This window comes from Vibrio sp. S/42/10 (assembly GCF_029890535.1).
Lineage (GTDB): Bacteria > Pseudomonadota > Gammaproteobacteria > Enterobacterales > Vibrionaceae > Vibrio > Vibrio cyclitrophicus.
On record NZ_JAKMZC010000013.1, the window covers coordinates 72,401 to 98,431 of the forward strand.

Here is a 26,031-nt window from a genome sequence, read left to right on the forward strand (position 1 = left end):
CACGGTTCTAGAGTTTAAGGAAAATTAAATATGGAAAACAGCTCTCGCCTTTTGTTTTCGAATCAATTGATGCTGTCGAACGGGCTGCTGTCATTTAATAGGCCGTTTTTATGCAGCAGGATAGCGATAACCTTAGCTTTGCTGATTTTAAGCTTGTTCTCATTTTCAAGCTCGGCAAAAACGAGAACGATCCAAGATGAGCAAGGCCAGTTTGAGATAGCGACTACCCCGCAACGTATTGTGGTGTTGGAGTTTTCATTTGTAGATGCACTCGCTGCGGTGGGTGTTTCTCCTGTTGGTGTTGCCGATGACAATGATGCTTCAAGAGTGATTCCGGCGGTACGTGAATTGGTTCAACCTTGGGAATCGGTTGGCATGCGTTCTCAGCCTAGCCTAGAAGCCATTGCGGTATTAAAGCCAGATCTGATCATTGCCGATGCAGAGCGTCATCGTACGGTCTATCAAGATCTACAACGCATCGCACCAACTCTACTGCTTAAAAGCCGTGGTGAGACTTATCAAGAGAATTTGGAGTCTGCGCTCAAGATTGGCATCGCTCTCGATAAACAATCGTCAATGGAACAACGAATTCAACAGCATCAACACGCCATGGCTGAATTCAAAAGTCATTTCTCGCTCAAACAAACCGTCCAATTCGCTGTCGTGTCGGATAAAGGTATGTGGTTACATAGCCCCGCATCTTACGCAGGGGGCGTGCTGACCACATTAGGCATTGCGAGCCCTATTGTGAAACCAACAGAGAAGGCATATTTACCAACCAGCTTTGAGTTGTTGTTGAAAACCAATCCGGATTGGTTGCTCCTTGGTGCTTACTCTCATCCAAATATTGTTGATGATTGGCAGGAAAATCCGTTATTCAATGTACTAACCTCTGTAAAAAGTAAGCAAGTTGTAGAAGTGTCACCAGCACTTTGGTCACTGAATCGAGGCATGTTAGCGGCAGAAAAAATGGCGAAAAATCTTGAGCAGATCTTGGATCCATCATGAGTACGATGTTGTTCTCTAAAAGTAAGCGATTCTGGCCAATATTGTCGTGGCGAGTCACGTTATTTACCGGATTAGTGTCGTGTTTGGCACTTTCTGGTTACGCGGCCTCTATGACCGGGTGGTCTAATTTCTCTTTAACATTGAGTGACTTGATTCACTATCGGTTTGCGTTTGATGAAAGCAACATGACTCATCAAATATTGGCGACGCTAAGAGCGCCAAGAGCTTATGCGGGGCTATTGATTGGTGCGAGTTTGGCCGTCGCTGGGTTATTGATGCAAGGCTTGACGCGCAATCCACTCGCGTCTCCGTCGATTCTTGGCATTAACGCTGGCGCAGCCTGTTTTATGGCGTTAGCTGCAATAGGTATACCTGTGGTTAGCGAGCTAAGTCCAATCCTTAATGCGGCTCTTGGTGCGTTGCTAAGCGGTGGTGCTGTGATGCTTCTGGGCGGCTTTTTCTCCGAACGTTCTCATCCGTTACGTTTGGTTCTCGCGGGTATCGCCATTACTGCGTTATTGCTCGGACTGACACGAGCGGCGCTGATTCTTGCTGACGACATGGCTTATAGCGTCTTGCATTGGCTTACTGGTTCACTGTCTAGTGTGGATGATGGGCAATGGCAACAGCTTTGGCCGCCTGTAGTGATTGGTTTGGTGTTAGCAATGAGTCTTGCTCGCAACCTCAACTTATTGGCGCTTGGTGAAGAGGTTGCCGTGGGGCTTGGCAGTAACATCAGGTTTACTCGCCTGATTAGTGGATTGACGATTGTGTTGCTTGCCGGAGCAAGCGTCGCTATCGCAGGGCCAATTGGCTTTGTTGGTTTGTTAGTGCCTCATTTGGTTCGACCTATGGTTGGTCACAATTACCATTTACTGATTCCTATTTCCGCATTGGCAGGCGCAGCATTAGTCTCTTGGTCAGATGCATTATCACGAGCGATTGCTTTCCCGACTGAAACACCCGTTGGTGTTATTACTGCTTTGCTCGGGACACCTTGTTTTATTTTGATTGCGACGAGGAGATCTTAATGCACCATCACACTAAGATAGTTTTGTTATCTGGGATTCTCATATTAGTGGCATCTGTGGGTTTGTTTGTCGGTGCAGCGTCACTTTCTATTCCTCAAGTCATCGAACATTTGGTCGCGTTTTCCAGTGACGACTTTGTTATCCATCAGTATCGGCTACCACGTATGTTGCTCGCGATAAGCGTGGGCGCAGGGTTAGGGCTTTCTGGGGTATTAGTGCAAGGCGTGATACGTAATCCGTTAGCATCGCCTGACCTTATGGGTATTAGCGCTGGGGCTGGCCTTGCTGCGACAGCGAGTTTAGTTTGGTTCCCCAATGCACCAGTCAGTGTGCTTCCGGTTGTGGCGATGTTCGGTGGGGTATTGGCTGCTGGGCTGATTGCGGTATTGGCATGGTGGTCAAGACCAACACCCGCCAAATTGGCGCTGATTGGTATTGCGGTGAGTGCGTTTCTGGCCAGTTGTATCGACTTCTTGCTGGTCACCAATCCGATCGAGATCAACACGGCCATGGTGTGGTTAACTGGCAGCCTTTGGGGACGAAACTGGCAGCAAGTTCCCTTTATTTGGAGTGTGCTGCTCTTGTTGTTACCTATGGCATTGTGGCTTGCTTGGCGATTAGATGTGATGGGGCTTGGCGAGGAAAGTGCGACCACATTGGGTACTAAGCCAAAACAGATTCAGGCTCTTGCGTTATTGGCTGCTGTATTGCTTGCCAGTGTTAGCGTTTCTGTTGCAGGAACGATCAGTTTTGTGGGTTTATTGGCACCTCACTTAGCCCGCTCGTTGTTTGGGCATAATCATAAGTTGTTAATCCCAGCATCTGCACTGGTGGGGGCAATTCTGGTTACCAGCGCTGATGGGTTGGCCAGAGGTCTACAACCACCCATTGAATTGCCAGCAGGGGTTCTCACGTCTGTGATTGGCGCGCCATATTTCATCTTTCTTCTCTATCGTTATCGAGGTTGGTAACCATGCTTAAAACGCAGAATCTTTCCGTCGCGTACGGCAAACAAACGATCATACCGAACCTGTCTGTTTCTATCCCTAAGGGAAAAATCACCGCATTGATAGGACCTAACGGGTGCGGTAAATCTACCTTGTTAAAGACGTTAGTCAGAATTAACAAGCCAGTGGCTGGAGAGGTGTTGTTTGAAGACAAACCACTGTCGAGTTATGGCGATAAAGCGCTTGCTCGTTCGTTGTCACTTCTTCCGCAAATCTTGGTTAGTCCTGAGGGGATCACGGTAAGAAAATTGGTCGAATATGGCCGTTCGCCTTATGTCTCTCATTGGGGAAGGCTAGGGCAGGACGATCAAAAGATTGTCGAACAAGCAATGCGAGATACAGGTGTACTTGAGTTTGCTGATAAGCCAGTTGAGTCTTTGTCTGGTGGCCAGCGTCAAAGAGCATGGATTGCGATGGTAATTGCACAAGATACGGACGTAGTGATGTTGGATGAACCGACTACATACCTTGATATGTCTCATCAAGTGGAGTTAATGAAACTGATGCAACAGATGAATGCCAAAGGAAAAACGGTAGTTGTTGTGTTGCATGACCTGAACCAAGCCAGTCGTTACTGCGATCATTTAGTGGTTTTGGAAAAAGGATGCTTAATCGCAGAAGGGTCGCCTGATGAGGTGATGACAGAAACTATGCTCAGTAACGTCTTTGATCTCAAAGCAAGCGTGTTTCGTGACCCTATTTCAAATACGCCAATGTGTGTTGCTATTTAGGAGACTATCAGTCAACTGGAAAGGATGGATACTTATTGTTTAATACCTTTGGTTTTTGGTAGTAAGTATCCGAAAACTTTGTTCTTACTTATTTTCCATTCTCATGTATTATGTGCGCCCATAATTGTATGACAAATGTGTAATTCTGTTTCCGTATGAATAAAGTCACCAACCACGCCATCTTGCTTTTGGTATTTGCAAACTTATTGGCGTCTTTTTCCGATGTCTCACTAAAAATACTTAATGGTGAAGTTCCCACATTTCAGTATGTGTTTATCCGCCAGCTATTGAGCGTGATTTTACTGCTTCCTTTTTGGCTAAAGCTCCCTAAAGAAACTCGCATGCAAGGCGGTTGCCGCATCAATTTTTTACGGGCTCAATTTATATTAGTGGGTAGTGGTTGTGCGATGATTGCCATTACACACCTTACCTTGGCGACAGCGAACGCGATGTTCTATGTTGGGCCAATCCTGATGCTTCCTCTGTCTATTGTGTTGTTGAAAGAAAGGCCGACATCATCAAAAGTGACCGCGACACTAATAGGCTTTGTGGGTGTGCTAATTGTGTTGCGTCCAGAGCAATTTCACTGGGCGGCGATTGCAGGGCTAGGCAGTGCGCTTGCAATGGGGGTTGGTAATATTTTGATCAAGCGTTTGAACGCCGAACAACACATTATCTCTACCTTATTTTGGACTAGTGTTATGACTCTGCCACTTGCACTGGCGTTTGCATTGCCGGCATGGGCCGCGATTGAATGGCGTCATGTAGGGTGGATCATGGCAATCAATCTATTTGTTCTTGGTTATCATGCATTGGTGGTGGTGGCGTATAAAAAGGCTCCAGCAAACCAAATTGCGCTCGCAGAATACTCGGGGTTAGTGTTTGTAACCTTGTTTGGCGTGATGTGGTTTGACGAGATCCCCGACATTCTGACACTGGTTGGTATCAGCCTCATCGTTATTCCAATGATGCCGATTAGATGGAAGAAGTTCTTTAGTTTAGGGAACAGAGCATCTCTCGATGTAGAGGTGAATCAGCCAAAGTCATAATATCTGTGGCTTAACCGCCGCGTATTGCAAAGACGAAACGTGCTAGATGAAAGAAAAGCGAACCTAAGTGGTTCGCTTTTTGTTTTTTATCCGATCTTTCCGCTTAAAACTGATAGTTTTTCCATAACTTCCGTACGGAGTCTTCGGGGTCATTGACCTGTTTCGATGTAACATCAAATTGCATTGTTGGTCGTTCTGATAAGTTATAATGAGACCAATCAGCTTTACTTGTCTTGATGAACGTTAGCCATTGATTGTGCATGGCATTAACAAGTTCAACTGGAGGCTGTGAGCCGACAAATGTTTTTGTTTGTTCGTTGTTAGTGGTATTAAACACAAACGGTACGTCAACAAAGTGCGCGGCTCCTAAGTGACCATCAAACGCAGGTGACATCCAAGAAAAATTATAATGCCAAACATTGTTGTCGTTTTTAGTTAACTGTTGAGCAATGTGCAGTGCTGGCATTCTAAACGTAAAATCAGATTGAATGTCGGCAAACGTGTCTCCAATAGACTTGCTATTGCCTTCTGTTGAATACACATCCGCAGGCCAACCCTCCAATGACAAGTCAGATAATAATAGTGACTTCGTTTCTTCGGTCGTGTTGTTAACGGCACCACTTGGTACCAAGTAGAGTCGTGATTCTTGATCTGTGCTACCAACGATGACGGGAATAGAAGGTGAAGCTTTGGCGAGATCTTTCATTGGAGACTCAACAATGATATCCCCATCAACGACGGGCAAGAATGCGGTGCCTCCCCACGACAGCATTCCCCATTTGTCACGATCTTGTATGGTATGGCCCATATCAATAACGTTCTTAACTAATTCAGGAAATGGGACTGTAGATAAACCTTCAATGGTGGCTGGGATATTCAGTTTTTCAGTATAGCTTTGTGTGATTTTATCAGCTTCTTTTTGGGTTAAAAATGCCATTGGAGGGCTTTGCATAATGGCTTTTTGGAATAGGCCTTCGGCTTTTTCGGTACCTAATAAAATGGCAACACTTTCTGCCCCGGCTGATTGACCTGCGACCGTCACTTGGCTAGGGTCGCCACCAAAATCTTCGATGTTATTTTGTACCCATTTAAGAGCCATGATTTGATCAAGAATGCCGCGATTATCCGGTTTGCCTTCAAGGTGCATGAAGCCATCAACGCCTACGCGATAATTGATCGTTACAACGATCACGTTGTTCTTCGCAAAGCTTGTACCATCATAAGCCAACTCTGCTGCGTCTTCTCGGATAAAAGCACCGCCTGGGATCCACACCATGACAGGCAGCTTTTTATTTGATGCCTTGTTGTTGGCAGCAATGGCGTTAGTCGGTGTCCATATGTTCAGAGTAAGATGTCCGGGAGCCCCCACCAAGGTGATGTTTTTACCTCGACTTGGTTGTGGAACGGGTTGACCTGCTTTTGTTGCATCTAATATTCCACTCCAAGTTTCGTAGGCTTGCGGAGCTTGAAAACGGCGCTCTGCCGTAAAAGGGTTTTGCGCATATGGAACGTCATAAAATGTAGTCACACCATCATGGTTGCTTCCCATAAGTTTACCAGACTCAATGATTGCTACCGTTGAGTTTTCAGCATTTTGAGTGTGGGCAAATAGTGTATTACTTTGAATTAAACCTGCACTGAGGCATGCGACTAGTACCATTGTTTTTTTCATTTCATTGGGCTCGGTATTGGAATAGAAGGTCAGTATAAAACCTAGTTTGAAGTTGATATATATGCTATACGTCAATAGATTGTTGCATAAATCGAACTATTGAGGGTGTATGGATAGAATTATTTCAATGGAAGTTTTCGTTTCTACTGTCGATCTAGGAAGCCTGACGGCAGCATCTGAGGCTTTAGGAATGTCACGATCCATGGCGACTAGGCATATAACCGCGTTGGAAAAGTCTTTAGGTGTATGTTTACTATATCGCTCAACAAGAAGCTTAGGTATCACTAACGCCGGTCGTGATTTATTGCCTTTCTGCCAGAATATTTTAGAGCAGAATGCCCAACTATATAGCTTAGCCCAAGAACAGCACTCTCAACCTAAAGGAAGAATTTCACTGGTTACTAGCATTTCGTTTGGTCAGGGTTATCTTGCCCAAGCTATCGAACAATTCATGCTTAAGTACCCTGACATAGAAGTTGATCTCACGCTGTCGAATCAGTCACTGGATTTGATAAAACATGGGGTTGATATGGCAATCGAGTTGAGTAATGACCTGCCCGAATCTTTAATTGGAAAGAAATTGGCTGATTGTCCATCGGTGGTTTGCGCTTCCCCTCAATACCTAGCGGAACATGGGGCTCCTTTATCTCCCGAAGATTTACTCGATCACAATTGCTTGATCCACAAACGAATAGGCAATGATTGGCTGTTTGTTTCTAAAGCCGGTTCTAAATCTGCTCAGCCTATTAATGTAACGGTCACAAGTAACTACTCTGTAAATGATAGTTCCATACTTCTTAATGCAGCGATTAATGGCAAAGGTATAGCGTGTTTACCTCTGCCTTTTATTGACAATGAAGCACAAACTGGAGCTCTTACTATTCTGCTAACAGACTGTCAAGTGAACCCTGTTGGCATATGGGCGCTGTATCCCTCAAGACAATACCAGCCTAAGTTACATCGATACTTGTTGGATTTTCTACAACAAGACTTATCGTTGAAGCACGAACAAGTCGACTCTATTTATTTATGAGGTTGTTTGTCGCTTAGCTTAAAGCATGTGAATTAGTAAGCTCGGTGCCAAAGAAGTCACCTTAGAGAAGGTCGTCTAAACTTAGGGTCTGTATGTTATCGAAGTACGGCAATTTGGGCTCTAAAAACGTTCTCGAAATAAATGCAAACTAGTGCTTTACCTCAACTTAACTTGAGGTATTAGGATATACAACGTTGCTTACGAGAATACTTTAAGGAGAGAAGAATGATCCAACTTGAACATGTGAACTTAGTGGTAAAAGACATCCCAGAAATGCTGGTTTTCTATAAAGCGGCATTCCCTCATTGGTATGTCCGTGATGAGGGAAAAGGGGAGTGGTCAGGTAAGCCACGTAACTGGTTGCACTTTGGCGATGAGTATCAATATATTGCATTGAGTGACCATGGTGAGGGTGAAAATAGAGACTTAGCCGGACACTCCGTTGGTCTCGCTCACTTCGCTTATGTGACCCATAATATTGAGAGTGTGATTGAACGCCTTATCGATGCGGGCTTCCCAATAGCCAAACCCGGAGCGGAAGAACCTTATCGCAAAAACGTCTACTTTGTGGATCCAGCTGGTTTTGAAATCGAGTTCGTAGAATACTTGAGCGATGATCCCAAACTGCGCAATGCCACGTAATAAAACTCGTTAATTGTCTTGGTTTGTTAGAGCGAGTTTGTCCAAAATAAAACGTCTAATAAAGGGTGCTAGGAAAGACTTACAGAAAAGGGCATTGTGGAATACTCCGCAATGCCCTTTTTCAATCTTTACTTGTTTGTCTGTTTGCCTAACGGCGTATAAGTCTAACGCTAAACAGCTAGCTATTTAGCTTTAAATGGCACCAATAACTGTTTACCAAATACATTGATTAGTGCGCCTGTCACGATCAGCCCACCACCTAGGTAAGTCCAAACTGATGGAATTTCATTAAATATCCAGACGCCTAACAGTGCCGAGAATACGATCTGAACGTAAGAGTAAGCCGAAGCCTTGCCTGCTGCTTGGGTTTGCATCGCCTTGGTTAAGCCGTATTGGCCTATCTGTGTGAAAATCCCTACTAAAATCAACATCAATGTTAAGAACACGCTCGGCCACACAAAATCGTTCCAGATAAGAACGGTTGAGATTGGTAGAGCAACCAGTGGGAAGTAGAAGATGATCACCGAGCTGTCTTCAGTTTGGCTAAGCTTTCTCACAATTACATAGGCGATTGAGCTGCCAAACGCACCACATAATGCCAGCATAATACTGAATAATGGCAACTCGCTGCTCGCTCCGCTGTTCATGCTCGGTTGTACCATTACCAATAATCCCACTAGGCAGAATGCAATGCAGATCATGGTCGATTTTTGGATGCGTTCTTTGAGGAATAACACGCCCAGTAGTGCGGTAAATACGGGGTGCACGTATTGTAAAATGGTCGCCTCTGCTAATGGTAAGGTGGTTACGGCATAGTAAACGCACATTAGCGCCGCAGTACCGACAGTACCACGCACGAACAAGAGTGGTTTGTTGTTGCCCCAAATCGAAATACGTTTGCGCTTCACATCGACATAACTGATGATCAACGACACCAGCGCCCTAGCTGCAACGATTTCGAATACGGGTATGCCATAGTTGCTAATGTATTTCACACAAGCTGACATCAGTGCGAATCCAAAAGCGGAGAGAATCATGAATCGAACCCCAACAGGGATTTGAGAAAAAGAGAAAGAAGGCATAAAAATATCAATCGGTTGAGGGAGAAGGAATCATAACTTAGTTTAGAAGCGCCGACCAAAGTCTTTGTCTTGTAATAGTCAACTTGACTCAATTAATTCTCATTTCAGTTATACGTGCCTTTATCTCACATAATATCGTCCATCGCTCAATTTTATAAAATCCACACCAACAGAAAGTGACGTTAATTCAACTCTGATTTATCGAACGTTTTAATTATTACACCCACTCATATCATTCTTGTGAATTTATAATGAGAGATATGTTCTATGAAACCAATAAATACCTTACTCATATCCACACTTGCCGCTTGTTCTTTCAGTTCAGCTACTTACGCTGATACCATTTTGCACGCTTTCAACTGGAAGTACTCAGACGTAACGGCCAACGCCAACCAAATAGCCGAAGCTGGCTATAAGAAAGTGTTGGTTGCACCGGCAATGAAATCCAGTGGCAGCCAATGGTGGGCACGTTATCAACCACAAGATCTGCGCACCATTGATTCTCCGTTGGGGAACACGCAAGATTTAGCCGCAATGATCACTGCACTCAAAGGTGTGGGTGTTGATGTTTACGCTGATGTTGTACTCAACCACATGGCGAATGAAAGCTGGAAGCGAAGTGACTTGGATTACCCAGGCACAGAAGTGCTAAACGACTATGCCGGCCGCTCAAGCTACTATGCTGACCAGACTTTGTTTGGCAACTTAGCGCAAGGTTTTGTCTCGGCTAACGATTTCCACCCAGCAGGCTGTATTTCGGATTGGAACGACCCTGGTCACGTTCAGTATTGGCGTTTGTGTGGCGCAGATGGTGATGTTGGTCTTCCTGATTTGGATCCAAACAATTGGGTGGTTTCACAGCAACGTCTATACCTAAAAGCTCTAAAAGATATGGGAGTCAAAGGGTTCCGTATTGATGCCGTAAAGCACATGAGTCAGTACCAGATCGATCAAGTATTCACGTCTGATATTACCTCGAACATTCATGTGTTTGGTGAGGTGATTACCAGCGGTGGGGCAGGCAACAGTGGCTATGAGTCCTTCTTAGCACCTTATTTAAACAATACTAATCACTCCGCGTACGATTTCCCGCTGTTTGCTTCGATTCGCTCGGCCTTCTCTATGAACGGAAGTTTAAACCAACTGCATGATCCAAAAGCTTATGGGCAAGCGCTCGATGACAATAGTTCGATTACTTTTGCGATCACGCACGATATTCCAACTAATGATGGCTTCCGTTACCAAATTATGGATCCACAAGATGAGCAGCTTGCTTACGCTTACATTCTTGGCAAAGATGGCGGTACGCCGTTGATCTACAGTGATGATCTTCCTGATTCTGAAGATAAGGATAACGGTCGCTGGGGCAATGTTTGGAATAGCTCAACGATGAAGAGCATGTTGAGCTTCCATAATGCGATGCAGGGCAAAACCATGACTATGCTTTCGAGCGATCAGTGCACCTTGTTATTCAAGCGTGGTAAAGAAGGGGTTGTGGGTATCAACAAGTGCGGTGAAACTCGTGGAGTTACTGTAGATACCTACCAGCATGAATTTAACTGGAATATTCAATACCAAGATGTGTTGAGCACTGCAACAGAAACGGTTACTTCTCGTTATCACACTTTCAATTTGCCACCACGCAGCGCACGTATGTTTAAGTTGTAGTGTTCAGTTATCTGGAAAGCCAGAATAAAAGCTAAACATGACTGTTCAGAAAGCATGAGCCGCAGTAAGAGTTGCGGCTTATTTGTGTCTGGTTTTGAGGTTTTTGCTTACTATTTTTGAGTTAATCTTGCGCTTTAATTACGCCAGACCAATGGTATTGCAGTGACAATTGCTTGAGTAACTCAATCTCTTTTGCTGTTTCTTCTCTGAGCCAGTCAATAATATCGTCTATCACAGGAGTATGAGTGCGCTGGTGAATGTAATACGTCCAAGCACTGTGTTGTAGTTTGGCGTGCTCCGGACAATATAAAAAGCCACGTTGCAGTTCCTTTAAGACCAAAAGGAGATCCGTTACCGTGACACCTTCACCCGATAAACAGGCACTGAGTGCCATATCTAACGATAAGAAACTGGTATTTCTGACAGGCTTCTTTGGAGGGGATTCGACATCAGCCAACCACACTTTCCAGTCGTGGTGATCGAGTGTTGGGTGAATACGAGGCATCGTTAAAATGGAAGTTAAATCGGTGTCCTCAGTAATAACGTTCGTGGAACAAACCGGAGCCATAAACTCTTCACGTAAGAAGGTAATATCTGGTGCGTTGTCGTAACGTTTTTTGAAGCGAGTGTGAAAGATCAATAAATCATACTCACTACTATTGATTGCCTCATCTTCTTCTATTACTGGAACAATCACTATCTCATAGTCGGGGTAGCGTTCATTCAACTCGCGCACTTTGGATATCAGCACACGGGTTGCAAAGCTCAAGGTGGCTTTAATCACGATTCGTTTTTGCTTGGGATCTTTCCAAGACGCCATTACCGCTTCGATATTTCCATAGCTCTCACGCAATACTCTATACAAATCATGCCCTTGAGGTGTGAGTTCAATTGCTCTGTGTTTGCGAACAACCAGTGATGCGCTGAGCTCATCTTCAAGCTGTTTGATCTGACGGCTGATCGCACTCTGTGTTACGTGAAGCTCATCGGCAGCTAACGTAAAGCTCATCAGCCTTGCTGCAGCTTCAAAGGCTTTCAAACCATTATGTGATGATGGCAAGCTCGGATATGGGGTCATAATTCGTTCGCATGAGTTTATGGAATGTTAGAGTCGCAAATTTATCAATTGAACGCTAGCCCCATCGATCGTATTTTGGGCGAAATTAACTGAGGCGCTCATGAAAAAAATACTCACTCTTGCATTCCCTTTGATCATTTCACAGCTGATATCCATGGCTCTAGTCCTTACTGATGTTTGGATGATGTCACGCATCAGTGTGTCGGCGCTTGCGGCTGGTGGATTAGGGGCCTCTATCTACTTCTTCATCTTCATTATTGCGAGCAGTACGGTAGGCTGTGTCGCGAACTTGATTGCTATTGCTTATGGTCAGCGAGTCGCTCGCCCAGAGTTTGGTAATACTCAAATCAGATTAGCGGTGAAAGGCGCAACCATGTTGGCATTCGTGCTCAGTGTGACCTTAATGGCCAGCTTCTGGTTTGCGCCACTGGTATTAGAAGCGGCCAAGCAACCACCAGAAGTGATCACTTTAGCCATGGAATATGTACACGCTCTGAAATGGGTGATGCTGCCTTCCCTTATATTGTTGGTTCTTCGTGGCTTAACCAGTGCGTTTGGTAACGTGCGCTCTATTCTTGTGATGTCTATTATCACCGTAATTTTAAATGTGCCGGTGAGTTATTTACTGACGTTCCAGTTAGATATGGGCTTAACGGGTTTAGGCTTAGGAACCGCTATCGCGGCATTTATCGTGATGGTTGGATACACGGTTTGGGTATTTAAGCGTGATGAATTCAAGCAGTTCGCCCCTTGGTTAAACACAGAAGAGTACTCAATCAAGTTGATGAGCCCGTTGTTGTTAATGGGTTTACCTATCGGCTTGGCGGCGTTGCTTGAGCATGGGCTTATTTACGGCGGCACCTTAATGGCGGGGACGATCAGTATTGCCTCGTTGGCGCTGCATCAAATCTTGCTTCAATGTTTAAGCTTTACCTGGAACTTCAATTTCGGTTTCTCGCAAGCAGCCGCAATTTTGGTGGGACGCGATTATGGTGCGGGTAATTTTGAAGGAATTAAACGAACGTCAATTCAGAGCTTTATTTTAGTATCGGTATTGAGCGTGGTGTTATCTGCCGTGTTTATCCTGTGGCCGGAAATGATCGCTTCTATCTTCAAATTGGATGATGGTACAGGGGCGATGACTTCATTGCTGGCTTCTGTTATTTGGGTCGTCGCTCTGTGTTTTATTGTTGATGCTTGGCAACTGTTGGCGATTAATCTGTTAAGAGGCATGAAGATTGTCTCGATGCCAACCGTAATGACTGCCATTGGTTACTGGGTATTTGGACTACCTGCTGCTTGGTATTTGATGCCTAAGTTCGAATTAGCAGGAATTTGGGGCGGAATCGGTGTTGGTTTGGGTGTGACAGGTATTCTGCTGCTCATCCAACTGATGCGTGTCATTCAAAAGAACAGCAAGTTCCCGGATCTATCGAATCATGTTTATTCGTGAGCCGCTAGTTACACATTAAACACAGAAGCAGCAGTCATCGTAACGACTGCGGCTTTTTCTGTTCTCATTTTTCTGATTCGGTCTTATGTTGCATGCGATATGTATCTACGGGCAAGGATTAACCATCGCTATCAAGGCAAAGAGTGGCGTCTATTTGTTACCAGACAACACGGACTTCATCATTGTTTTGAATTGCTCTTTCTGCTCTTCAGTCAACACGTTATAGATGTTGTTCTTAAGACGCATTTCTTGCATCACCATCGACTTCTCGGTTGCTTGAACCGTGTCGATGACCTTTTCCATTTCAGCTTCATCAAAACCCGGTTGAGTCACAAGGCTGATCTGTTTCTTCTTAAGCTCTATTGCTTTATCCATATCAATCTCTGTTCTATCGGATTGATAGTCTTCTACAAAAGAGAACACTTCTGCTTGTTGCTCTTCGGTTAGGTTTAAAGAAGCAATGACCATTTGTAGCGGGCTCAATACTGGCTGAGGCAGTTGTTGTGGTGATGAAGCACTCACAAACGGAGCGGTAACGAGTAAAGCTGAAGCAGTTAAGACACAAAGCGACTTTTTCAGTGATTTCATTGAGTTTCTCCTGTTAATGGAAACATGAGTATAGGTAGCCAAGCTGAACTCGAGATGAACACGCCGTTCAGTTAACTGCGTTCAATTCAGTACTATGTTTAGATAAGCAGAAAACGAGTTAGACCTTGGTCTTACAGAAACCGAGCTAAAAGGTGACTAGAATGATTCGAGTTGCTTAATGTTTTATCAAGGAATGCACAAATGGAAGTTGGATTGTTCTGGGCTGAAAAAGGAATGTTGGTGCTTGGTGCACTGTTTGTTTTAACAAGCATGATGCAATATGGAAGGCGCAGTAGCGATTGGAAAGGGGTGATTACGATGTTTTACAAGCGTATCCCAATGAATATAGCTGAATATAAATGGTACCGTTTAGGGATCGCTCTATTGGTTTTTGCCGTGATCATACGTTTTGCGTTACTGATTCTATGGCCGTCCTATCAGTTCTAGCTTTTTTCCCATAGCGTTTACATTAACTTTTGGATACTCGCCTTGTGGGTCAGTGCTACTTTGTTTGCGCTTGTTTGTTGGACCTATAAAGGCGATAAATGTATGAGTCGTTCGAGCCATAATAAACCCACTTATTAAGGCTGGCATTTCATAAATTCGCCGCGTTGTTTCACCCAAAAAAGTGCTATTGCTCTATAATTACAGATTGTTATTACCTTTGTAGCATATTGTTTTTCATAAAGAATAATGTCAAATAATAGCTTACCTGCCTGTTTCATCATTCTTACTAATAATCTACATATAAATCTATTCACCCCGTACCTGATACCATAATGTTCTGTTACACTCGTGCCAGTTAGCTTTAATTTGTCGGTGGTGCATTTATGTCGTTCCCAGTTCTTATATGTGATGATTCTGCGTTAGCAAGGAAGCAAATGGCTCGGTCACTGCCTAGTTCTCTAAATGCAGATATAACTTTTGCTGTTCATGGGCTTAATGCACTTGAAGAGTTAGCTCAAAACCAGTTCAAACTTATGTTCCTCGACCTCACCATGCCGGAATTAGACGGCTATGGCACATTGGAAGAGATGCAACGTTTAGATGATACCACGCCTGTTGTGGTTGTTTCTGGTGATATCCAGCCAAAAGCGCAACAGAAGGTAATGGACCTTGGTGCTAAAGCGTTTTTGCAAAAGCCGATCGATAAAGAAGCGTTAAAAGCCATTTTACGTGAGCATGTTGAGCCACCAAAACAGCCTCAACTCATTACGCCTTCGCCTTTAGAACTCCCAATTCTTCGCCGACGTGACATCTACATGGAAGTTGCGAACGTAGCGATTGGTCGTGCAGCAGATGCATTGGCTCGTCACTTCAATGTGTTTGTTCATTTACCACTGCCGAACGTTAACATCTTCGAAGTGAGTGAATTGCACATGGCACTTCGTGACCTAGCTGACAATGACCAAGTATCGGGTGTTTGCCAAGGTTTCAGCGGAGAAGGCATCGCAGGCGAAGCATTAGTCTTGTTGAGCGATTCCAGTGTGAGCGACCTTAAAAAGCTCATGAAAGTGCCAACCGAAAGCGAACAGTTGGAAGAATTAGAGCTACTGATGGATGTATCTAACATCCTTGTAGGCTCATTCTTGAATGGACTAGGGGAGCAATCTGAAGTTCGTTTCTTCCAGAGCTCTCCTGTACTGCTCGGGCAACACATCTCGATCGATTCGGTCATCGAAAATACAAGTGGCTCATTTAAGAAGACCATGACTTTCGAAGTCAGCTACAACATTGATGGCACTTCTATCCGTTGTGACCTTTTGTTTATGTTTGTCGATGAGTCTCTGCCTCTTCTAGACAACAAATTGGCCTACCTAATGGAGGAGTTTTAATATGCTGAATCTTCCTGCTGAATTTGAACAGTTCCACTGGATGGTGGACATGGTTCAAAACGTCGATATGGGGCTGGTGGTCATTAATCGTGACTTTCAGGTACAAGTTTGGAATGGCTTCATGACGCACCATAGCGGTAAGCAATCGCATGATGCGATCGGTAAGTCGATCTTTGAGTTATTCCCTGAGATCCCTGAAGAGTGGTTTAGGCTGAAAACCAAGCCAGTCTATGACCTAGGTTGCCGCAGCTTCATTACATGGCAACAAAGGCCTTATCTGTTTAAGTGTCGTAACGTTAGGCCAGTAACCCAACAAGCCGATTTCATGTATCAGAACGTGACGCTGAACCCAATGCGCTCACCAACAGGGCAAGTCAGCTCATTGTTCTTATCTATTCAAGATGCGACCGCTGAAGCGTTAGTTTCTCAAAAGAACTAGCACTGCTCTATTCACTAAACAGCACTTTTCTATGTGCGTATTAGCATCAGTCTGATCAGCGAATAAAAATGGCTAAGGTTAACCACTTTAGCCATTTTTTTGCTTTCTATTCTTTAAATCTTGTCTTTCCCCCAAGTTTTACACGTCAACCAATCTTCTTTTTCTGTGCGCTTTGCAGAGTCTTCCAGGTTAAATGAACGAAAGGGCAGCCACGAAATGTGCTTTTGGAACGGTAATGCTACGGGTTAATAGAAATTAGATTTATAAAGCTTGAGCTTGAAAGCATTATTTAATGGAGTGCGAGGGCTGGATTCTCAAACCCAAGTGAATCTCGACCTCAAAATCGAACCCATTGCACAGTGCTTTTCCAAATTGGGACTAGTTGGCAAGGTGATGAGATTACCTAATTTGGTCGAGAACAAAGAAAATTTGGGAAAAAATCGAATTTATTTAAGAAAAAAGACAATTTTTTGTTGGAGAAAAGTGTGATTTTTATGTGATTTCGAGGCACTTTCTTCACATATTTGCTTAATGAGGGGGATATTGAGTGAAATAGGGAGGAAAACGATTGCGCAATAAACCGACAGCGTTTGCGTGAATAGTTCGCTAAGTTATTAATTAATAAGAATTTAGTGGAAAAGTAAAGCTGAGGGGTTTGAAGCAGGTATGGAATCTTTGAGAGGATAGCATAAAAAAAAGTGAAATATCAGACTTGCTGTTACTAAATCACGACCTATAATGCTGAAAACCGGAGCGTCTGCCAACGCTCCGGTTTTTTTGTGTCCGAAGAAAAGTAAACTCGTCTGCCAACGGTTTTACTACGCATTTCGCGAGAGACACATAATTTTATGAATCAAGGAAAACACCATGCGTATCGAACAAGAACTTAAGTTAGGTTTCAAAGATGTACTCTTCCGTCCGAAGCGTTCTACCCTTAAAAGCCGTTCTCAAGTTGAATTAACCCGCGATTTTACATTCAAGCATAGCGGTCGTCAATGGTCTGGTACTCCAGTAATTGCAGCTAACATGGATTCGGTAGCAAGCTTTGAAATGGCAGCTGCTCTAGCAGAGCACGGTGTTATGACTGCAGTACACAAGCACTACACAGTAGAGCAGTGGGCTGAGTTCACTAAAACAGCAGACAAGAAAACACTGAACAACGTATTTGTATCAACGGGTACGTCTGAAGCTGAATTCGAAAAAGTTAAGCAAATCATGACTCTTAGCGAAGATTTCGTATTTATCTGTATTGATATCGCTAACGGCTACTCAGAGCACCTAGTTGAGTACGTACAAAAAGTACGTGCTGAATTCCCAGACAAAGTGATCTCTGCAGGTAACGTTGTAACAGGTGATATGGTTGAAGAGCTAATCCTAGCGGGTGCAGACATCGTTAAGGTTGGTATCGGCCCAGGTTCAGTTTGTACTACACGTGTTAAAACAGGCGTAGGCTACCCTCAACTTTCTGCAATCATCGAGTGTGGCGACGCAGCACACGGCCTTGGCGGCATGATCATCGGTGACGGTGGCTGTTCATGTGCGGGTGACGTATCTAAAGCGTTTGGCGGTGGTGCTGACTTCGTAATGCTAGGCGGCATGCTAGCGGGTCACTCTGAGTCAGGCGGTGAAGTAGTAGAGCAAGACGGTAAGCAATACATGAAGTTCTACGGCATGTCTTCACAGTCAGCGATGGACAAGCACTCAGGTGGTGTTGCTAAGTACCGTGCTGCAGAAGGTAAAACTGTTTTACTTCCGTTCCGTGGTTCAGTTCACAACACAATTTCTGACATCCTTGGTGGTGTACGTTCAACTTGTACATACGTAGGCGCAGCAAAGCTTAAAGAGCTAACTAAGCGTACGACTTTCATCCGTGTACAAGAGCAAGAGAACAACGTATTCGGCCGCGAGTAACGTTTAAAACACTTGTTTAAAATTTTAAGAATTGAGCCACTTTAGAGTGGCTCTTTTTCTACCTGAAATTTGGCAAGTGGCGACAAAGTGGCGACAGCCGAGCAAAAAAATCTGTGGCGACAGGTTACAGGTTAGAAAGAGGGTTATGGATAATTGCTTCAGATAGGTGATCAGGTGCGAAGTGGGCATAGCGCATTGTCATGCTGATATCGGCGTGGCCTAGAATGTCCCTTAGCACTAAAATATTGCCGCCATTCATCATGAAGTGACTTGCGAACGAATGACGCAAAACATGAGAGGCTTGCCCTGAGGGTAGGGTGATGCCCAGTTTATTCTTCAATATGTAGCAGAAAGGTGTATAGCACTCTTCAAATAGTTTCCCTGAGGTTGGTTTGTATATCTCGTTGTAAAGCTCCTCTGAGATGGGTACAGAGCGATTCTTCTTAGTCTTGGTGTTGGTGAACGTAACCTTATATTTGCTTAACTGAGCGCCTTTCAGCTGAGCAGCTTCATTCCAGCGAGCTCCAGTGGCTAGGCATAGCTTCACTATTTTCTGCATATCTGTTCGGCTGTGTTTAGACACATGCTCAAGTAACAAAGTAATGTGCTCTTTATGAAGAAAAGACATAGTGCGTTCGTGATCTTTAAATGGCTTCACTTCTTCCAATGGGTTTGGTCCTTTCCACTCCCCAATCTCTTTTAACTTGCCGAACATTGCCTTAAATCGAGCGAGTTCAGAATTTAGCGTTGCGATACTAGGCGCCCCTTTTTGCCAGCGCGCATCAACAAAGCTAATTTGTCCATTCATTCGGTTACTTCTGAATTCAGAGTATGTTTTTGCATTGAAAACTGTCGCTATAGGGTTACCCATCGCGTTAGCCATTCTTAGAAATTTACTATGAATGACATTGCCTTTGGTAAGGGTTGCACCATAGTGCGAGTACCAAAGCTCAATAAGTTGAGACAGCCTTCGGTGATCCGGCTTGTCTCCCATCCAGGGCTTATCGTCAATCTCCTTCATCGTGTGAAGCTCAAAAGCCTTAGCTTCACCCTTAGTCGCAAACTTCTTTCGAACGCGCTTCCCCGTTCGCCCGTTCGGGTAACATTCGCAGATCCAAGGTTTGGTAGAGCCATCTTTTAAATTGCGGATAGACATAATAAAGCCTAAAATAACTGTATATAAAAACAGTATAATTCGAGCTAAAACGTAGAACAATGTTTTATATCGGACAAAAAGCACAGGTTAGACACCTTTCTAAAAGTGCTAAGAAAGTTAATAGGTTTTTGCTATGTATCATTCAATTCATGTGACTGCTGGCTACAGTCATTTCAAAATCAACAGTGATGGTCCAATTGGGGTTAGTAAGAAGAACCAAGGGGTGATTGATGCGCTATTGAAGCTTGGTAATCGTTTTACGGCGCCATTTGGTGGGTTTATAGAAGCCGAAAACGTGATCGGCTTGAAGTGGGTGAAGCTGGTCGATATTAAGTATCTGTGCACTGATGAGGAAGCCGAAACCATCGAGTACGTGATACAGAAAGACCATTATGTAGTGGGGACGTATCAAGACCGAAAGCTGTATATTTTATTATTTGGTGGAGAACCAAAGCACCATCAGATTAAAGGCTTTGAAGAAGATGGCAAAAACAATGTGTTTGGGTTGTTTTGATGAATAAAACATCTTACTGGCTAACAATTCTGCATGTATGAAATTACCTTAAGCGTATAGTCAAAATATATTGCCACCAGGGTTAAGCCTGGTATGATTGCCAGGCTTTTTATTAATAGTTGTGGTAATCATGGAAACAGGTGAAGTTCTAGTAATCGACCTATTCGCGGGGCCTGGTGGGCTTGGCGAAGGCGTGTCGTCAGTAACGCATGAAAATGGTAATTTACCGTTTAAAATTGGCGTGTCAGTCGAAAAGGAACCATCTGCGCATAAGACCCTCACTACCAGAGCTTTCTATAGAAGAATTCAAGGTGCTGAAAATGGTCTAGCTAGCTATAACGCCTATCTAGATGGCGACTTAACACGCGAAGAACTGTTTGAACGTTTCCCTCAGCAAGCAAAAGAAGCTCAGCAAGAAACATTGCTTACCCCTCACGCATTGGGTGATGACAATGAAGAAATACACCAGCGCATTAGAGATTTAGTAGAAAAGCACGGTGATGACCGCCCAAGAATTGTTATAGGTGGACCTCCTTGCCAAGCATACTCACTGGCTGGCCGTTCGCGTAATGCAGGCATAGAAGGCTATACCGCAGAAAAAGACCATCGTAACTTTTTATATAAAGAGTACTTAAAAGTACTTTCTATTGCTCAGCCCGACGTTTTTATCATGGAAAATGTTCGCGGTATTCTCTCAGCAAAAATTGATGGGGAAGTAATGTTCCCTCGTATTTTGAAAGACTTGCGAGCTCCAGGTCGAATCACAAAAATCGCTACTCCTAGGTATAAAGTTTTTTCCTTAGTTGTAGACACTGAAAACGTAAATAACCCTTCATATGATGACCCTACGGACTTTCTGATTAAAGCTGAGAACTATGGTGTACCTCAAGCTCGCCATCGTGTGATCTTATTAGGTGTTCGTGCTGACGTTGAAGGAGTTCCAGGGATACTGGCGCGAAGAGAAAGGCAAACGACAGTAGAGCAAGTTTTATCTGATTTGCCTAAGCTGAGAAGTGGTTTTTCTAAGCGTAAAGATGAAGTGAAAGAATGGGAAAGAGTTGTTTCAAAGAACGGGACTCAAGTTAAGAAGTTGCTGAGAAAGCAATTTAAGAATGCTCAAGATTTAGACCTTAAGCCTTTGAAGAAACTTAACAGAAGTGAGATTCAGCCAGTAGCTCACCCCGAAAAAATGCCAACTCACCTGATTCCGTGGTATCGCAATAATGCTCCAACGTGTGTGCTTAATCATGAGACTCGTGGCCATATGGAAAGTGATTTGTTGCGCTATGCATTCAGTGCAGCGTATACCAAGTTGAGTGGCGGAACGTCGCCAAAGGCGAGGGACTTTCCTGACGCTCTTGCCCCTGAACACGAAAACTGGAAGTCGGGCGCTCATGCAGACCGCTTCAGAACTCAAGCTGCGAATAAGTGTTCTACAACGGTAACTAGCCATATTTCTAAAGATGGACACTATTTTATTCACTACGACCCAAAACAATGCCGGAGCTTAACTGTGCGTGAAGCAGCTCGCTTACAAACATTTCCAGATAACTATAAATTTGAAGGTAATAGAACGCAGCAGTATGTGCAGGTAGGAAATGCTGTGCCACCATATTTGGCACAGCAGATTGGTAGGGTTGTTATGGGGCTGCTAGGTTAGATAATACATTTTCGACTAGAAAATTGCTCAATATAGTTAGTATGTGGTCCAAGTGGGGTATTTACATCCGTATCAGGACCATTTAGTTCAATCGTTATACTTCCTGCACAACTATGCTTTTTACTTTGCCCTTTACTTGGGAATAAGTTACTCAAATGGTCATTGGATAGAGCTTCTTCGTTAGGGCAACAAGTTTCAGAAATCTGAGTGCAAGCTAAGTGTGCTCCACAATTCGAACCTCTTATACCAGTTATAATTGGTGGAATCGGATTATTGTGCTTTTTTCTTGAATTCGAAAAAAGCACTAGGTCAGGATCAACGCTTTTACAAATCTCTTCAGCAAAGTTTTCCGGATCACCAGAGCCCGGCCTCCCTCCATGATGTGGAAAAACAAGCACTTTTGCCTTTAAGCATTGTTGACTATCATTTAGGTATTTTAGGGTGTCAGCATCCATATCCCCGGGGATGAGTGCAATGTTTGATTCTTGGTGTACGAGCCGCAATACTACGGACATTGAGTTAGCATCGAGAGTTTTTCCATCAATACCTGTTGAACCGGGTCCTGTCATACAGTCTATAGAAGAGGGAGCCAAAATTTCTAGCTTATAGTCTGTATATTCTATGTCATCAGTATCGCTATTAATTGCTGTAATAATCTTTGTACCATGTTGTGCCATGGAATGTGCAACAGCAGTACGGAAATCATCCCAAGTAGCGGTAGTTTTGATACCGTCTGGGTTGAGGTGCACACGGCTTATCGCGATCTCATCGTCCAAAAGGATAGCAATGGCTCCACCAACGTGATCTTTGTCTGAATGTGAGATGATCAAATCGTCAATTTTTTTTATGCACTTATTGGCGAGTATATCTTGGACGTAACTACCTTGGGCAGCGTCTATTACTGTCATACTATCATCAGCTTCAATTAATGAGCAGTTTCCATGACCAATGTCGAGTACTGTAAAGTTAGTCGAGCCCATCTAATCCCTCGAAATTTGGTGCAAGGTGAATATCAGTGATAAATATGTCTTTGGAGTCTTCAGCTCCTGTATTAACGAAGGCCATGAGCCGATTAACGTCATCTGTTGACAGTTTTGAACGGACACTACTTGGAATGATGTCTAAAGGGAACTTAACAATAACATCTGAATTCCAGTTAGTGATTACACCCTCTACTGCTCCATGGGCAACCGTTGAATTAAAATCATCAATGCGGATAAGTGCACGGTGTGGTTTTCGATCAAAATTTGGCCCGTTCTCCAGCTCTCTTTTCGATAGATTCAACAAATTTCCGATAAGGTCATCGTCATCGTTTCCACCACGTCCAATTACAACGGGTAGTTTTTGACGGAACCTTCTAATTGAAGTATCAGCATCTTCATCAAAAAACTGAGTAATCAGAATAGAAGGAACTTTGCTGTCATATAAATCAGCTAGTAGTTCAGCACCATAAAAGCTTGCAAGCTTCCCAGGCGATAGATGGTGGTCTGAAACAACACCATATACATCATGCTCAAAAATAGCATCTAGCAAACGATTTTTATCTTTGCCAAAGTGTCCATCAATTAAAATAGGTTCAAAGCCTGAATCCTCAACCATAAACCCCATATTTCTACGAGAGTTCGGGTCATCATCAATTACTGCGATTTTTCTTATAGTCATATCGTTACAAATTCAAAGTAAAATGTTGCGCCACCTAAGTGACCTTGTGCGTCTACGCGACAGTTACCGCCTAAGTCTGAAACGGAATCTTTGACAATTGTCAAACCGAATCCAGTGCCGTTTTCAATGGTGGTTACACCCGGTAGCCATATATCTCTGGTACTTAGTTCTGTGATGCCAGGACCATTGTCGCTAAAGCGGATTAATAGATAGCCTTCAGTTTCCTGTGATAAAAATATCTCAATCAACCTTTTTTCAACATCAAAATTTTCTGCTCGAAATGCTCGCATAGAGTTGGTCAAACAGTTAGTGATGATAGCTTCCAGAATACATATTGATCCCTGAAGTTTGGGCAAGTCGGCTTTTGAGTAATTGAAATCGATAGTTATGTGCTCTCTATCCAGAAGAGGTTTAAAACTTTTCAATAGTTCTTCAATTACAGGTATAACTTCTATCGCTTGGTCTCTCCTCTTATTCCTTTTTAGTAGATCAAGCTGTAATTCTGCAAAATGGCTTAACCGCCCTAGGTAGCCTAAGATGTTAGATGTTCGATCCTTGTAACGTTTAAATATGGATGGCTCAGTGTTGTTCTTTACAAGCCTTTCTGCACTCTTTAGTGATTCCGGAATTTCGGAGATCGGTTTGGATATTTCATGAGAAAAAACTGCTGTTGTCGTACCCGCTGTTGCCAATGAACGATACAGTTTTAAGTCTTGTTTAAGGTGCTTTGTCTGCCGATTTGTAGCAACTTTTGACTCTCTAATTGCAGCAGTAAGCTCTTTTTTAACCTTAGGGTCTGGAATTTTTTGGAGTGCTACATTTACCGCTTTTTCTTTGTCGCGGATTTGTTTTTCATTTTCATCTTTTTGAGCATTCTTGATTTTGGTTGCTAGAGCTTGCCTTTCGGAGGCATACCAATCTAAAGCGTCCGTTACAAATCTTTTTATCTCTTGAAATGTATCATCCTCAATAAAACCTACACGATCGGTTTTTTGTTTTAAGATTTTTTGCTCATCGAGAATACTAACTCGTCCGATTGATGTATTGGTAGAAGGTCTGATTGTTGGGTTGTTTACACGAGCAAGGTTCATGCCTAGCCAGTCTGACCCATCATCCCCATAGGGATGAACACGAAAGTCATTATGATATATGTGTACACCTCCAACGGCTTTCAACCAAGATGAAACTTGATTTTTGTTTACTCTGCGCGTCGCGAATGTTGAACTATCTAGGTGAAAAATGTTCAGCTCAAATTCAGATTTTGGTGCCTTATAAATAGGGTTATTGTTTTTGTTTTTATGTGTGAACCAGTCAGAACTGGTGGTTTCCCAACGTAGTGTGTTTTTCCAGTCAAACACTTTTGCTTCGGCTGTACCATCATCATTTAATGTAGCTTTTATGACGAACTCAGCTTCGTTCAAATACCCATCTTGAACTAATTTTTCGAATTCTGGATATTCTGGGCAAACAAAATTTAAGTTGAAGTCGTTAGCTTTTTCGAATGGGTTTGATAAGAGCATTAAACTTCTAGCGAGTCTTTCGACTTCGGGCTTGGAGATCTTCTGCTTGAGGTTTTGTATATGTATTGTTGTACCGGAAGGGCTAAGGTTATCTAGATTCGAAGACAGAACTTTCACAGTGACTTCATCAACAGTTGAACACTGATCAAACTGATCCCAATTTAAATCGACTTGATGCTCAGTACTTGCCAATTTCTCTTTGGGTGTCTGTCCCTCTAAGTTTGTGGACTCTGGTCGAGATTTTAATACGACATAATGCCCCATTCGAAGGGCGGCTAATCGGCCTAGGCCTTTATCACCAACTTGGATTCGGCCGTTAGGAGTTACTGAATTTCCCCGTTTTGATGAATGCCCTAATACGAGCCATGCTGAAGCGATTTTTTCGCTGTCCATACCTTGCCCGGTATCTTTTATAGAAATAGAGCCACCTTTTTGGCCTATGTCATTGAGTGTGACTGTACACTCTTTAGCATCTGCGTCGTACGCATTTCTGACTAACTCTATAATACCCTGATCGAAGTTAGGAAGAAGCTCTTCCCCAAGCCTTGCTAGAATAGATGGGGCAAATTTCAGATTATGTTGGCTCATCACTTCTTCTCCATCACCAAAGCAACTCTACCCACAACCCTTACTTCATCTTCTTCGACTGTTAGAGTCGAGCCATTAAAGCTGATTGCTAGTTTCTTACCTGGTAAGCGCTGAATGTCGTTTAGAGACAGTAGGCCGTCCATATCCACTAGGTAAGTGCCGCTTACTGCTTGGTGAACTTCTTTATCGACAATGAATGTAGTCCCATCGTGCTCGATGCCCATTACATTCAGAACCCCAAGTTTGTCTAAGTAGCTTTTATCAAAAGCTAGCGTTTCATTGCCAACAAGCTTGCCGTTTGAAAGTGAAAAGAGATCAACATCGAAGAGTCTTTTTACTTCGTTTTTCTTAGATGTATGGGTTTTCTTGTCATCAAACGGTTCACCTTCTCCCAAGGCTAGATATTTGATAGAAGCTCCAGTCCTCAAATGAAGTCTCACAATCACTTCGTAAGGGGTTAATCCTCTCTGGTGCCAAGTCGATATCGTGCCTTTTGACACACCTAAGCACTCACCAAGCGACTTGAAATCACTTGTTTTTGTGACGAGCTTCATCCTTTCTGTTACATCCCTACCGCCAATGTACTCAAAAGAGGGTATTTGTTCTTGATATTCACTCATAAAAAGTCTACATTTTCACTCAACGGTTAACCGCGAGATGCAACTCGCTAGTCCGGTACAACACATTCAATAACATAACAGGAT

General features: G+C 43.5%; 24 protein-coding genes. 15 read left to right on the forward strand and 9 right to left on the reverse strand.

What is annotated here, in order from left to right; all coding sequences use genetic code 11:
- Positions 1-30: 30 nt before the first annotated feature.
- From L8S15_RS14810 to L8S15_RS14830, 5 genes are all read left to right on the forward strand, one after another.
- Positions 31-1,008, forward strand: a complete 978-nt coding sequence (locus L8S15_RS14810) for a Fe(3+)-dicitrate ABC transporter substrate-binding protein FecB (RefSeq protein WP_010430638.1) — start codon at positions 31-33, stop codon at positions 1,006-1,008.
- The gene (locus tag L8S15_RS14815; RefSeq protein WP_102363481.1) at positions 1,005-2,039 is read left to right on the forward strand and encodes an iron chelate uptake ABC transporter family permease subunit; all 1,035 of its coding nucleotides are present in this window, start codon (positions 1,005-1,007) and stop codon (positions 2,037-2,039) included. Before L8S15_RS14810 ends, L8S15_RS14815 begins: the two co-directional genes overlap by 4 nt.
- Positions 2,039-3,010 carry an iron chelate uptake ABC transporter family permease subunit gene (locus tag L8S15_RS14820; protein WP_102363482.1) on the forward strand — a complete coding sequence of 324 codons (972 nt, stop codon included), beginning with the start codon at positions 2,039-2,041 and terminating at the stop codon, positions 3,008-3,010. Before L8S15_RS14815 ends, L8S15_RS14820 begins: the two co-directional genes overlap by 1 nt.
- 2 nt (positions 3,011-3,012) lie before the next feature.
- The gene (gene fecE, locus L8S15_RS14825) at positions 3,013-3,777 is read left to right on the forward strand and encodes a Fe(3+) dicitrate ABC transporter ATP-binding protein FecE (RefSeq protein ID WP_016798046.1); all 765 of its coding nucleotides are present in this window, start codon (positions 3,013-3,015) and stop codon (positions 3,775-3,777) included.
- A gap of 155 nt (positions 3,778-3,932) precedes the next feature.
- The gene (locus tag L8S15_RS14830; protein WP_010430612.1) at positions 3,933-4,826 is read left to right on the forward strand and encodes a DMT family transporter; all 894 of its coding nucleotides are present in this window, start codon (positions 3,933-3,935) and stop codon (positions 4,824-4,826) included.
- Positions 4,827-4,929: 103 nt separating this feature from the next.
- Here L8S15_RS14830 and L8S15_RS14835 read toward each other — a convergent pair whose 3' ends face one another.
- Entirely contained in the window at positions 4,930-6,486 is a 1,557-nt protein-coding gene (locus L8S15_RS14835; protein ID WP_102363483.1) for a carboxylesterase family protein, read from the reverse strand.
- 121 nt (positions 6,487-6,607) lie between these two features.
- On the opposite strand from L8S15_RS14835, the gene L8S15_RS14840 reads away from it, so the two are divergent.
- Together L8S15_RS14840 and L8S15_RS14845 are read left to right on the forward strand one after the other, a co-directional pair.
- On the forward strand, positions 6,608-7,531 hold the full coding sequence (locus L8S15_RS14840) for a LysR family transcriptional regulator (RefSeq protein WP_102363484.1): 924 nt from the start codon (positions 6,608-6,610) through the stop codon (positions 7,529-7,531).
- Positions 7,532-7,756: 225 nt separating this feature from the next.
- A complete protein-coding gene (locus L8S15_RS14845) occupies positions 7,757-8,173 on the forward strand; it encodes a VOC family protein (RefSeq protein ID WP_010430604.1) in 417 nt (138 codons plus the stop codon).
- Between the two features lie 182 nt (positions 8,174-8,355).
- Here the strand turns inward: L8S15_RS14845 and L8S15_RS14850 are convergent, their stop codons facing one another.
- Entirely contained in the window at positions 8,356-9,255 is a 900-nt protein-coding gene (locus tag L8S15_RS14850; protein ID WP_010430602.1) for a DMT family transporter, read from the reverse strand.
- Positions 9,256-9,522: 267 nt separating this feature from the next.
- On the opposite strand from L8S15_RS14850, the gene L8S15_RS14855 reads away from it, so the two are divergent.
- Entirely contained in the window at positions 9,523-10,923 is a 1,401-nt protein-coding gene (locus L8S15_RS14855; RefSeq protein WP_280573863.1) for an alpha-amylase family protein, read from the forward strand.
- Positions 10,924-11,044: 121 nt separating this feature from the next.
- On the opposite strand, the gene L8S15_RS14860 is transcribed toward L8S15_RS14855, so the two are convergent.
- Positions 11,045-12,001 carry a LysR family transcriptional regulator gene (locus L8S15_RS14860; protein WP_102385157.1) on the reverse strand — a complete coding sequence of 319 codons (957 nt, stop codon included), beginning with the start codon at positions 11,999-12,001 and terminating at the stop codon, positions 11,045-11,047.
- Positions 12,002-12,101: 100 nt separating this feature from the next.
- On the opposite strand from L8S15_RS14860, the gene L8S15_RS14865 reads away from it, so the two are divergent.
- On the forward strand, positions 12,102-13,454 hold the full coding sequence (locus tag L8S15_RS14865; protein ID WP_016767323.1) for an MATE family efflux transporter: 1,353 nt from the start codon (positions 12,102-12,104) through the stop codon (positions 13,452-13,454).
- A gap of 150 nt (positions 13,455-13,604) precedes the next feature.
- Here the strand turns inward: L8S15_RS14865 and L8S15_RS14870 are convergent, their stop codons facing one another.
- A complete protein-coding gene (locus tag L8S15_RS14870) occupies positions 13,605-14,042 on the reverse strand; it encodes a Spy/CpxP family protein refolding chaperone (RefSeq protein WP_102385156.1) in 438 nt (145 codons plus the stop codon).
- Between the two features lie 201 nt (positions 14,043-14,243).
- Here L8S15_RS14870 and L8S15_RS14875 point away from each other — a divergent pair, with 201 nt between their 5' ends.
- The 4 genes from L8S15_RS14875 to L8S15_RS14890 all read left to right on the forward strand — a co-directional run bounded on the left by L8S15_RS14875 (position 14,244) and on the right by L8S15_RS14890 (position 18,227).
- Entirely contained in the window at positions 14,244-14,489 is a 246-nt protein-coding gene (locus tag L8S15_RS14875) for a hypothetical protein (protein ID WP_010430578.1), read from the forward strand.
- A gap of 383 nt (positions 14,490-14,872) precedes the next feature.
- Positions 14,873-15,877 carry a response regulator gene (locus L8S15_RS14880; RefSeq protein WP_102385155.1) on the forward strand — a complete coding sequence of 335 codons (1,005 nt, stop codon included), beginning with the start codon at positions 14,873-14,875 and terminating at the stop codon, positions 15,875-15,877.
- 1 nt (position 15,878) lies between these two features.
- A complete protein-coding gene (locus tag L8S15_RS14885) occupies positions 15,879-16,316 on the forward strand; it encodes a PAS domain-containing protein (RefSeq protein ID WP_004731659.1) in 438 nt (145 codons plus the stop codon).
- Between the two features lie 867 nt (positions 16,317-17,183).
- Complete coding sequence (locus L8S15_RS14890; RefSeq protein WP_016798832.1) at positions 17,184-18,227, forward strand: GMP reductase; 1,044 nt, start codon at positions 17,184-17,186, stop codon at positions 18,225-18,227.
- A 124-nt stretch (positions 18,228-18,351) separates the two neighbouring features.
- Here L8S15_RS14890 and L8S15_RS14895 read toward each other — a convergent pair whose 3' ends face one another.
- Positions 18,352-19,383, reverse strand: a complete 1,032-nt coding sequence (locus tag L8S15_RS14895; protein WP_280573871.1) for a tyrosine-type recombinase/integrase — start codon at positions 19,381-19,383, stop codon at positions 18,352-18,354.
- Between the two features lie 133 nt (positions 19,384-19,516).
- On the opposite strand from L8S15_RS14895, the gene L8S15_RS14900 reads away from it, so the two are divergent.
- A complete protein-coding gene (locus tag L8S15_RS14900) occupies positions 19,517-19,897 on the forward strand; it encodes a hypothetical protein (RefSeq protein ID WP_280573872.1) in 381 nt (126 codons plus the stop codon).
- Between the two features lie 130 nt (positions 19,898-20,027).
- Positions 20,028-21,557 (forward strand): DNA cytosine methyltransferase, encoded by a 1,530-nt coding sequence (locus L8S15_RS14905; protein ID WP_280573874.1) that lies wholly within the window; start codon positions 20,028-20,030, stop codon positions 21,555-21,557.
- On the opposite strand, the gene L8S15_RS14910 is transcribed toward L8S15_RS14905, so the two are convergent.
- Genes L8S15_RS14910 through L8S15_RS14925 form a run of 4 tightly spaced genes read right to left on the reverse strand, consistent with a single transcriptional unit; the run spans position 21,554 to position 25,947 of the window.
- Positions 21,554-22,537: an MBL fold metallo-hydrolase gene (locus L8S15_RS14910; RefSeq protein ID WP_280573876.1), complete on the reverse strand. Its 984-nt coding sequence runs from the start codon at positions 22,535-22,537 to the stop codon at positions 21,554-21,556. The two genes, L8S15_RS14905 and L8S15_RS14910, sit on opposite strands and share 4 nt — an antisense overlap.
- Positions 22,524-23,219, reverse strand: a complete 696-nt coding sequence (locus tag L8S15_RS14915; protein WP_280573878.1) for a hypothetical protein — start codon at positions 23,217-23,219, stop codon at positions 22,524-22,526. The genes L8S15_RS14910 and L8S15_RS14915 overlap by 14 nt, the downstream gene beginning before the upstream one ends.
- Positions 23,216-25,327 (reverse strand): ATP-binding protein, encoded by a 2,112-nt coding sequence (locus tag L8S15_RS14920; protein ID WP_280573880.1) that lies wholly within the window; start codon positions 25,325-25,327, stop codon positions 23,216-23,218. Before L8S15_RS14920 ends, L8S15_RS14915 begins: the two co-directional genes overlap by 4 nt.
- Positions 25,327-25,947 carry a phage repressor protein CI gene (locus L8S15_RS14925; RefSeq protein ID WP_102350671.1) on the reverse strand — a complete coding sequence of 207 codons (621 nt, stop codon included), beginning with the start codon at positions 25,945-25,947 and terminating at the stop codon, positions 25,327-25,329. Before L8S15_RS14925 ends, L8S15_RS14920 begins: the two co-directional genes overlap by 1 nt.
- Positions 25,948-26,031 lie beyond the last annotated feature (84 nt).

Coding starts and splice junctions, on each gene's coding strand:
- L8S15_RS14810 (WP_010430638.1), top strand. CDS start 31: ATGGAAAACAGCTCTCGCCTTTTGTTTTCGAATCAATTGATGCTGTCG.
- L8S15_RS14835 (WP_102363483.1), bottom strand. CDS start 6,486: ATGGTACTAGTCGCATGCCTCAGTGCAGGTTTAATTCAAAGTAATACA.
- L8S15_RS14855 (WP_280573863.1), top strand. CDS start 9,523: ATGAAACCAATAAATACCTTACTCATATCCACACTTGCCGCTTGTTCT.
- L8S15_RS14915 (WP_280573878.1), bottom strand. CDS start 23,219: ATGACTATAAGAAAAATCGCAGTAATTGATGATGACCCGAACTCTCGT.
- L8S15_RS14815 (WP_102363481.1), top strand. CDS start 1,005: ATGAGTACGATGTTGTTCTCTAAAAGTAAGCGATTCTGGCCAATATTG.
- L8S15_RS14895 (WP_280573871.1), bottom strand. CDS start 19,383: ATGTCTATCCGCAATTTAAAAGATGGCTCTACCAAACCTTGGATCTGC.
- L8S15_RS14850 (WP_010430602.1), bottom strand. CDS start 9,255: ATGCCTTCTTTCTCTTTTTCTCAAATCCCTGTTGGGGTTCGATTCATG.
- L8S15_RS14870 (WP_102385156.1), bottom strand. CDS start 14,042: ATGAAATCACTGAAAAAGTCGCTTTGTGTCTTAACTGCTTCAGCTTTA.
- L8S15_RS14865 (WP_016767323.1), top strand. CDS start 12,102: ATGAAAAAAATACTCACTCTTGCATTCCCTTTGATCATTTCACAGCTG.
- L8S15_RS14880 (WP_102385155.1), top strand. CDS start 14,873: ATGTCGTTCCCAGTTCTTATATGTGATGATTCTGCGTTAGCAAGGAAG.
- L8S15_RS14860 (WP_102385157.1), bottom strand. CDS start 12,001: ATGACCCCATATCCGAGCTTGCCATCATCACATAATGGTTTGAAAGCC.
- L8S15_RS14875 (WP_010430578.1), top strand. CDS start 14,244: ATGGAAGTTGGATTGTTCTGGGCTGAAAAAGGAATGTTGGTGCTTGGT.
- L8S15_RS14900 (WP_280573872.1), top strand. CDS start 19,517: ATGTATCATTCAATTCATGTGACTGCTGGCTACAGTCATTTCAAAATC.
- L8S15_RS14925 (WP_102350671.1), bottom strand. CDS start 25,947: ATGAGTGAATATCAAGAACAAATACCCTCTTTTGAGTACATTGGCGGT.
- L8S15_RS14820 (WP_102363482.1), top strand. CDS start 2,039: ATGCACCATCACACTAAGATAGTTTTGTTATCTGGGATTCTCATATTA.
- L8S15_RS14840 (WP_102363484.1), top strand. CDS start 6,608: ATGGATAGAATTATTTCAATGGAAGTTTTCGTTTCTACTGTCGATCTA.
- L8S15_RS14845 (WP_010430604.1), top strand. CDS start 7,757: ATGATCCAACTTGAACATGTGAACTTAGTGGTAAAAGACATCCCAGAA.
- L8S15_RS14885 (WP_004731659.1), top strand. CDS start 15,879: ATGCTGAATCTTCCTGCTGAATTTGAACAGTTCCACTGGATGGTGGAC.
- L8S15_RS14905 (WP_280573874.1), top strand. CDS start 20,028: ATGGAAACAGGTGAAGTTCTAGTAATCGACCTATTCGCGGGGCCTGGT.
- fecE (WP_016798046.1), top strand. CDS start 3,013: ATGCTTAAAACGCAGAATCTTTCCGTCGCGTACGGCAAACAAACGATC.
- L8S15_RS14830 (WP_010430612.1), top strand. CDS start 3,933: ATGAATAAAGTCACCAACCACGCCATCTTGCTTTTGGTATTTGCAAAC.
- L8S15_RS14910 (WP_280573876.1), bottom strand. CDS start 22,537: ATGGGCTCGACTAACTTTACAGTACTCGACATTGGTCATGGAAACTGC.
- L8S15_RS14920 (WP_280573880.1), bottom strand. CDS start 25,327: ATGAGCCAACATAATCTGAAATTTGCCCCATCTATTCTAGCAAGGCTT.
- L8S15_RS14890 (WP_016798832.1), top strand. CDS start 17,184: ATGCGTATCGAACAAGAACTTAAGTTAGGTTTCAAAGATGTACTCTTC.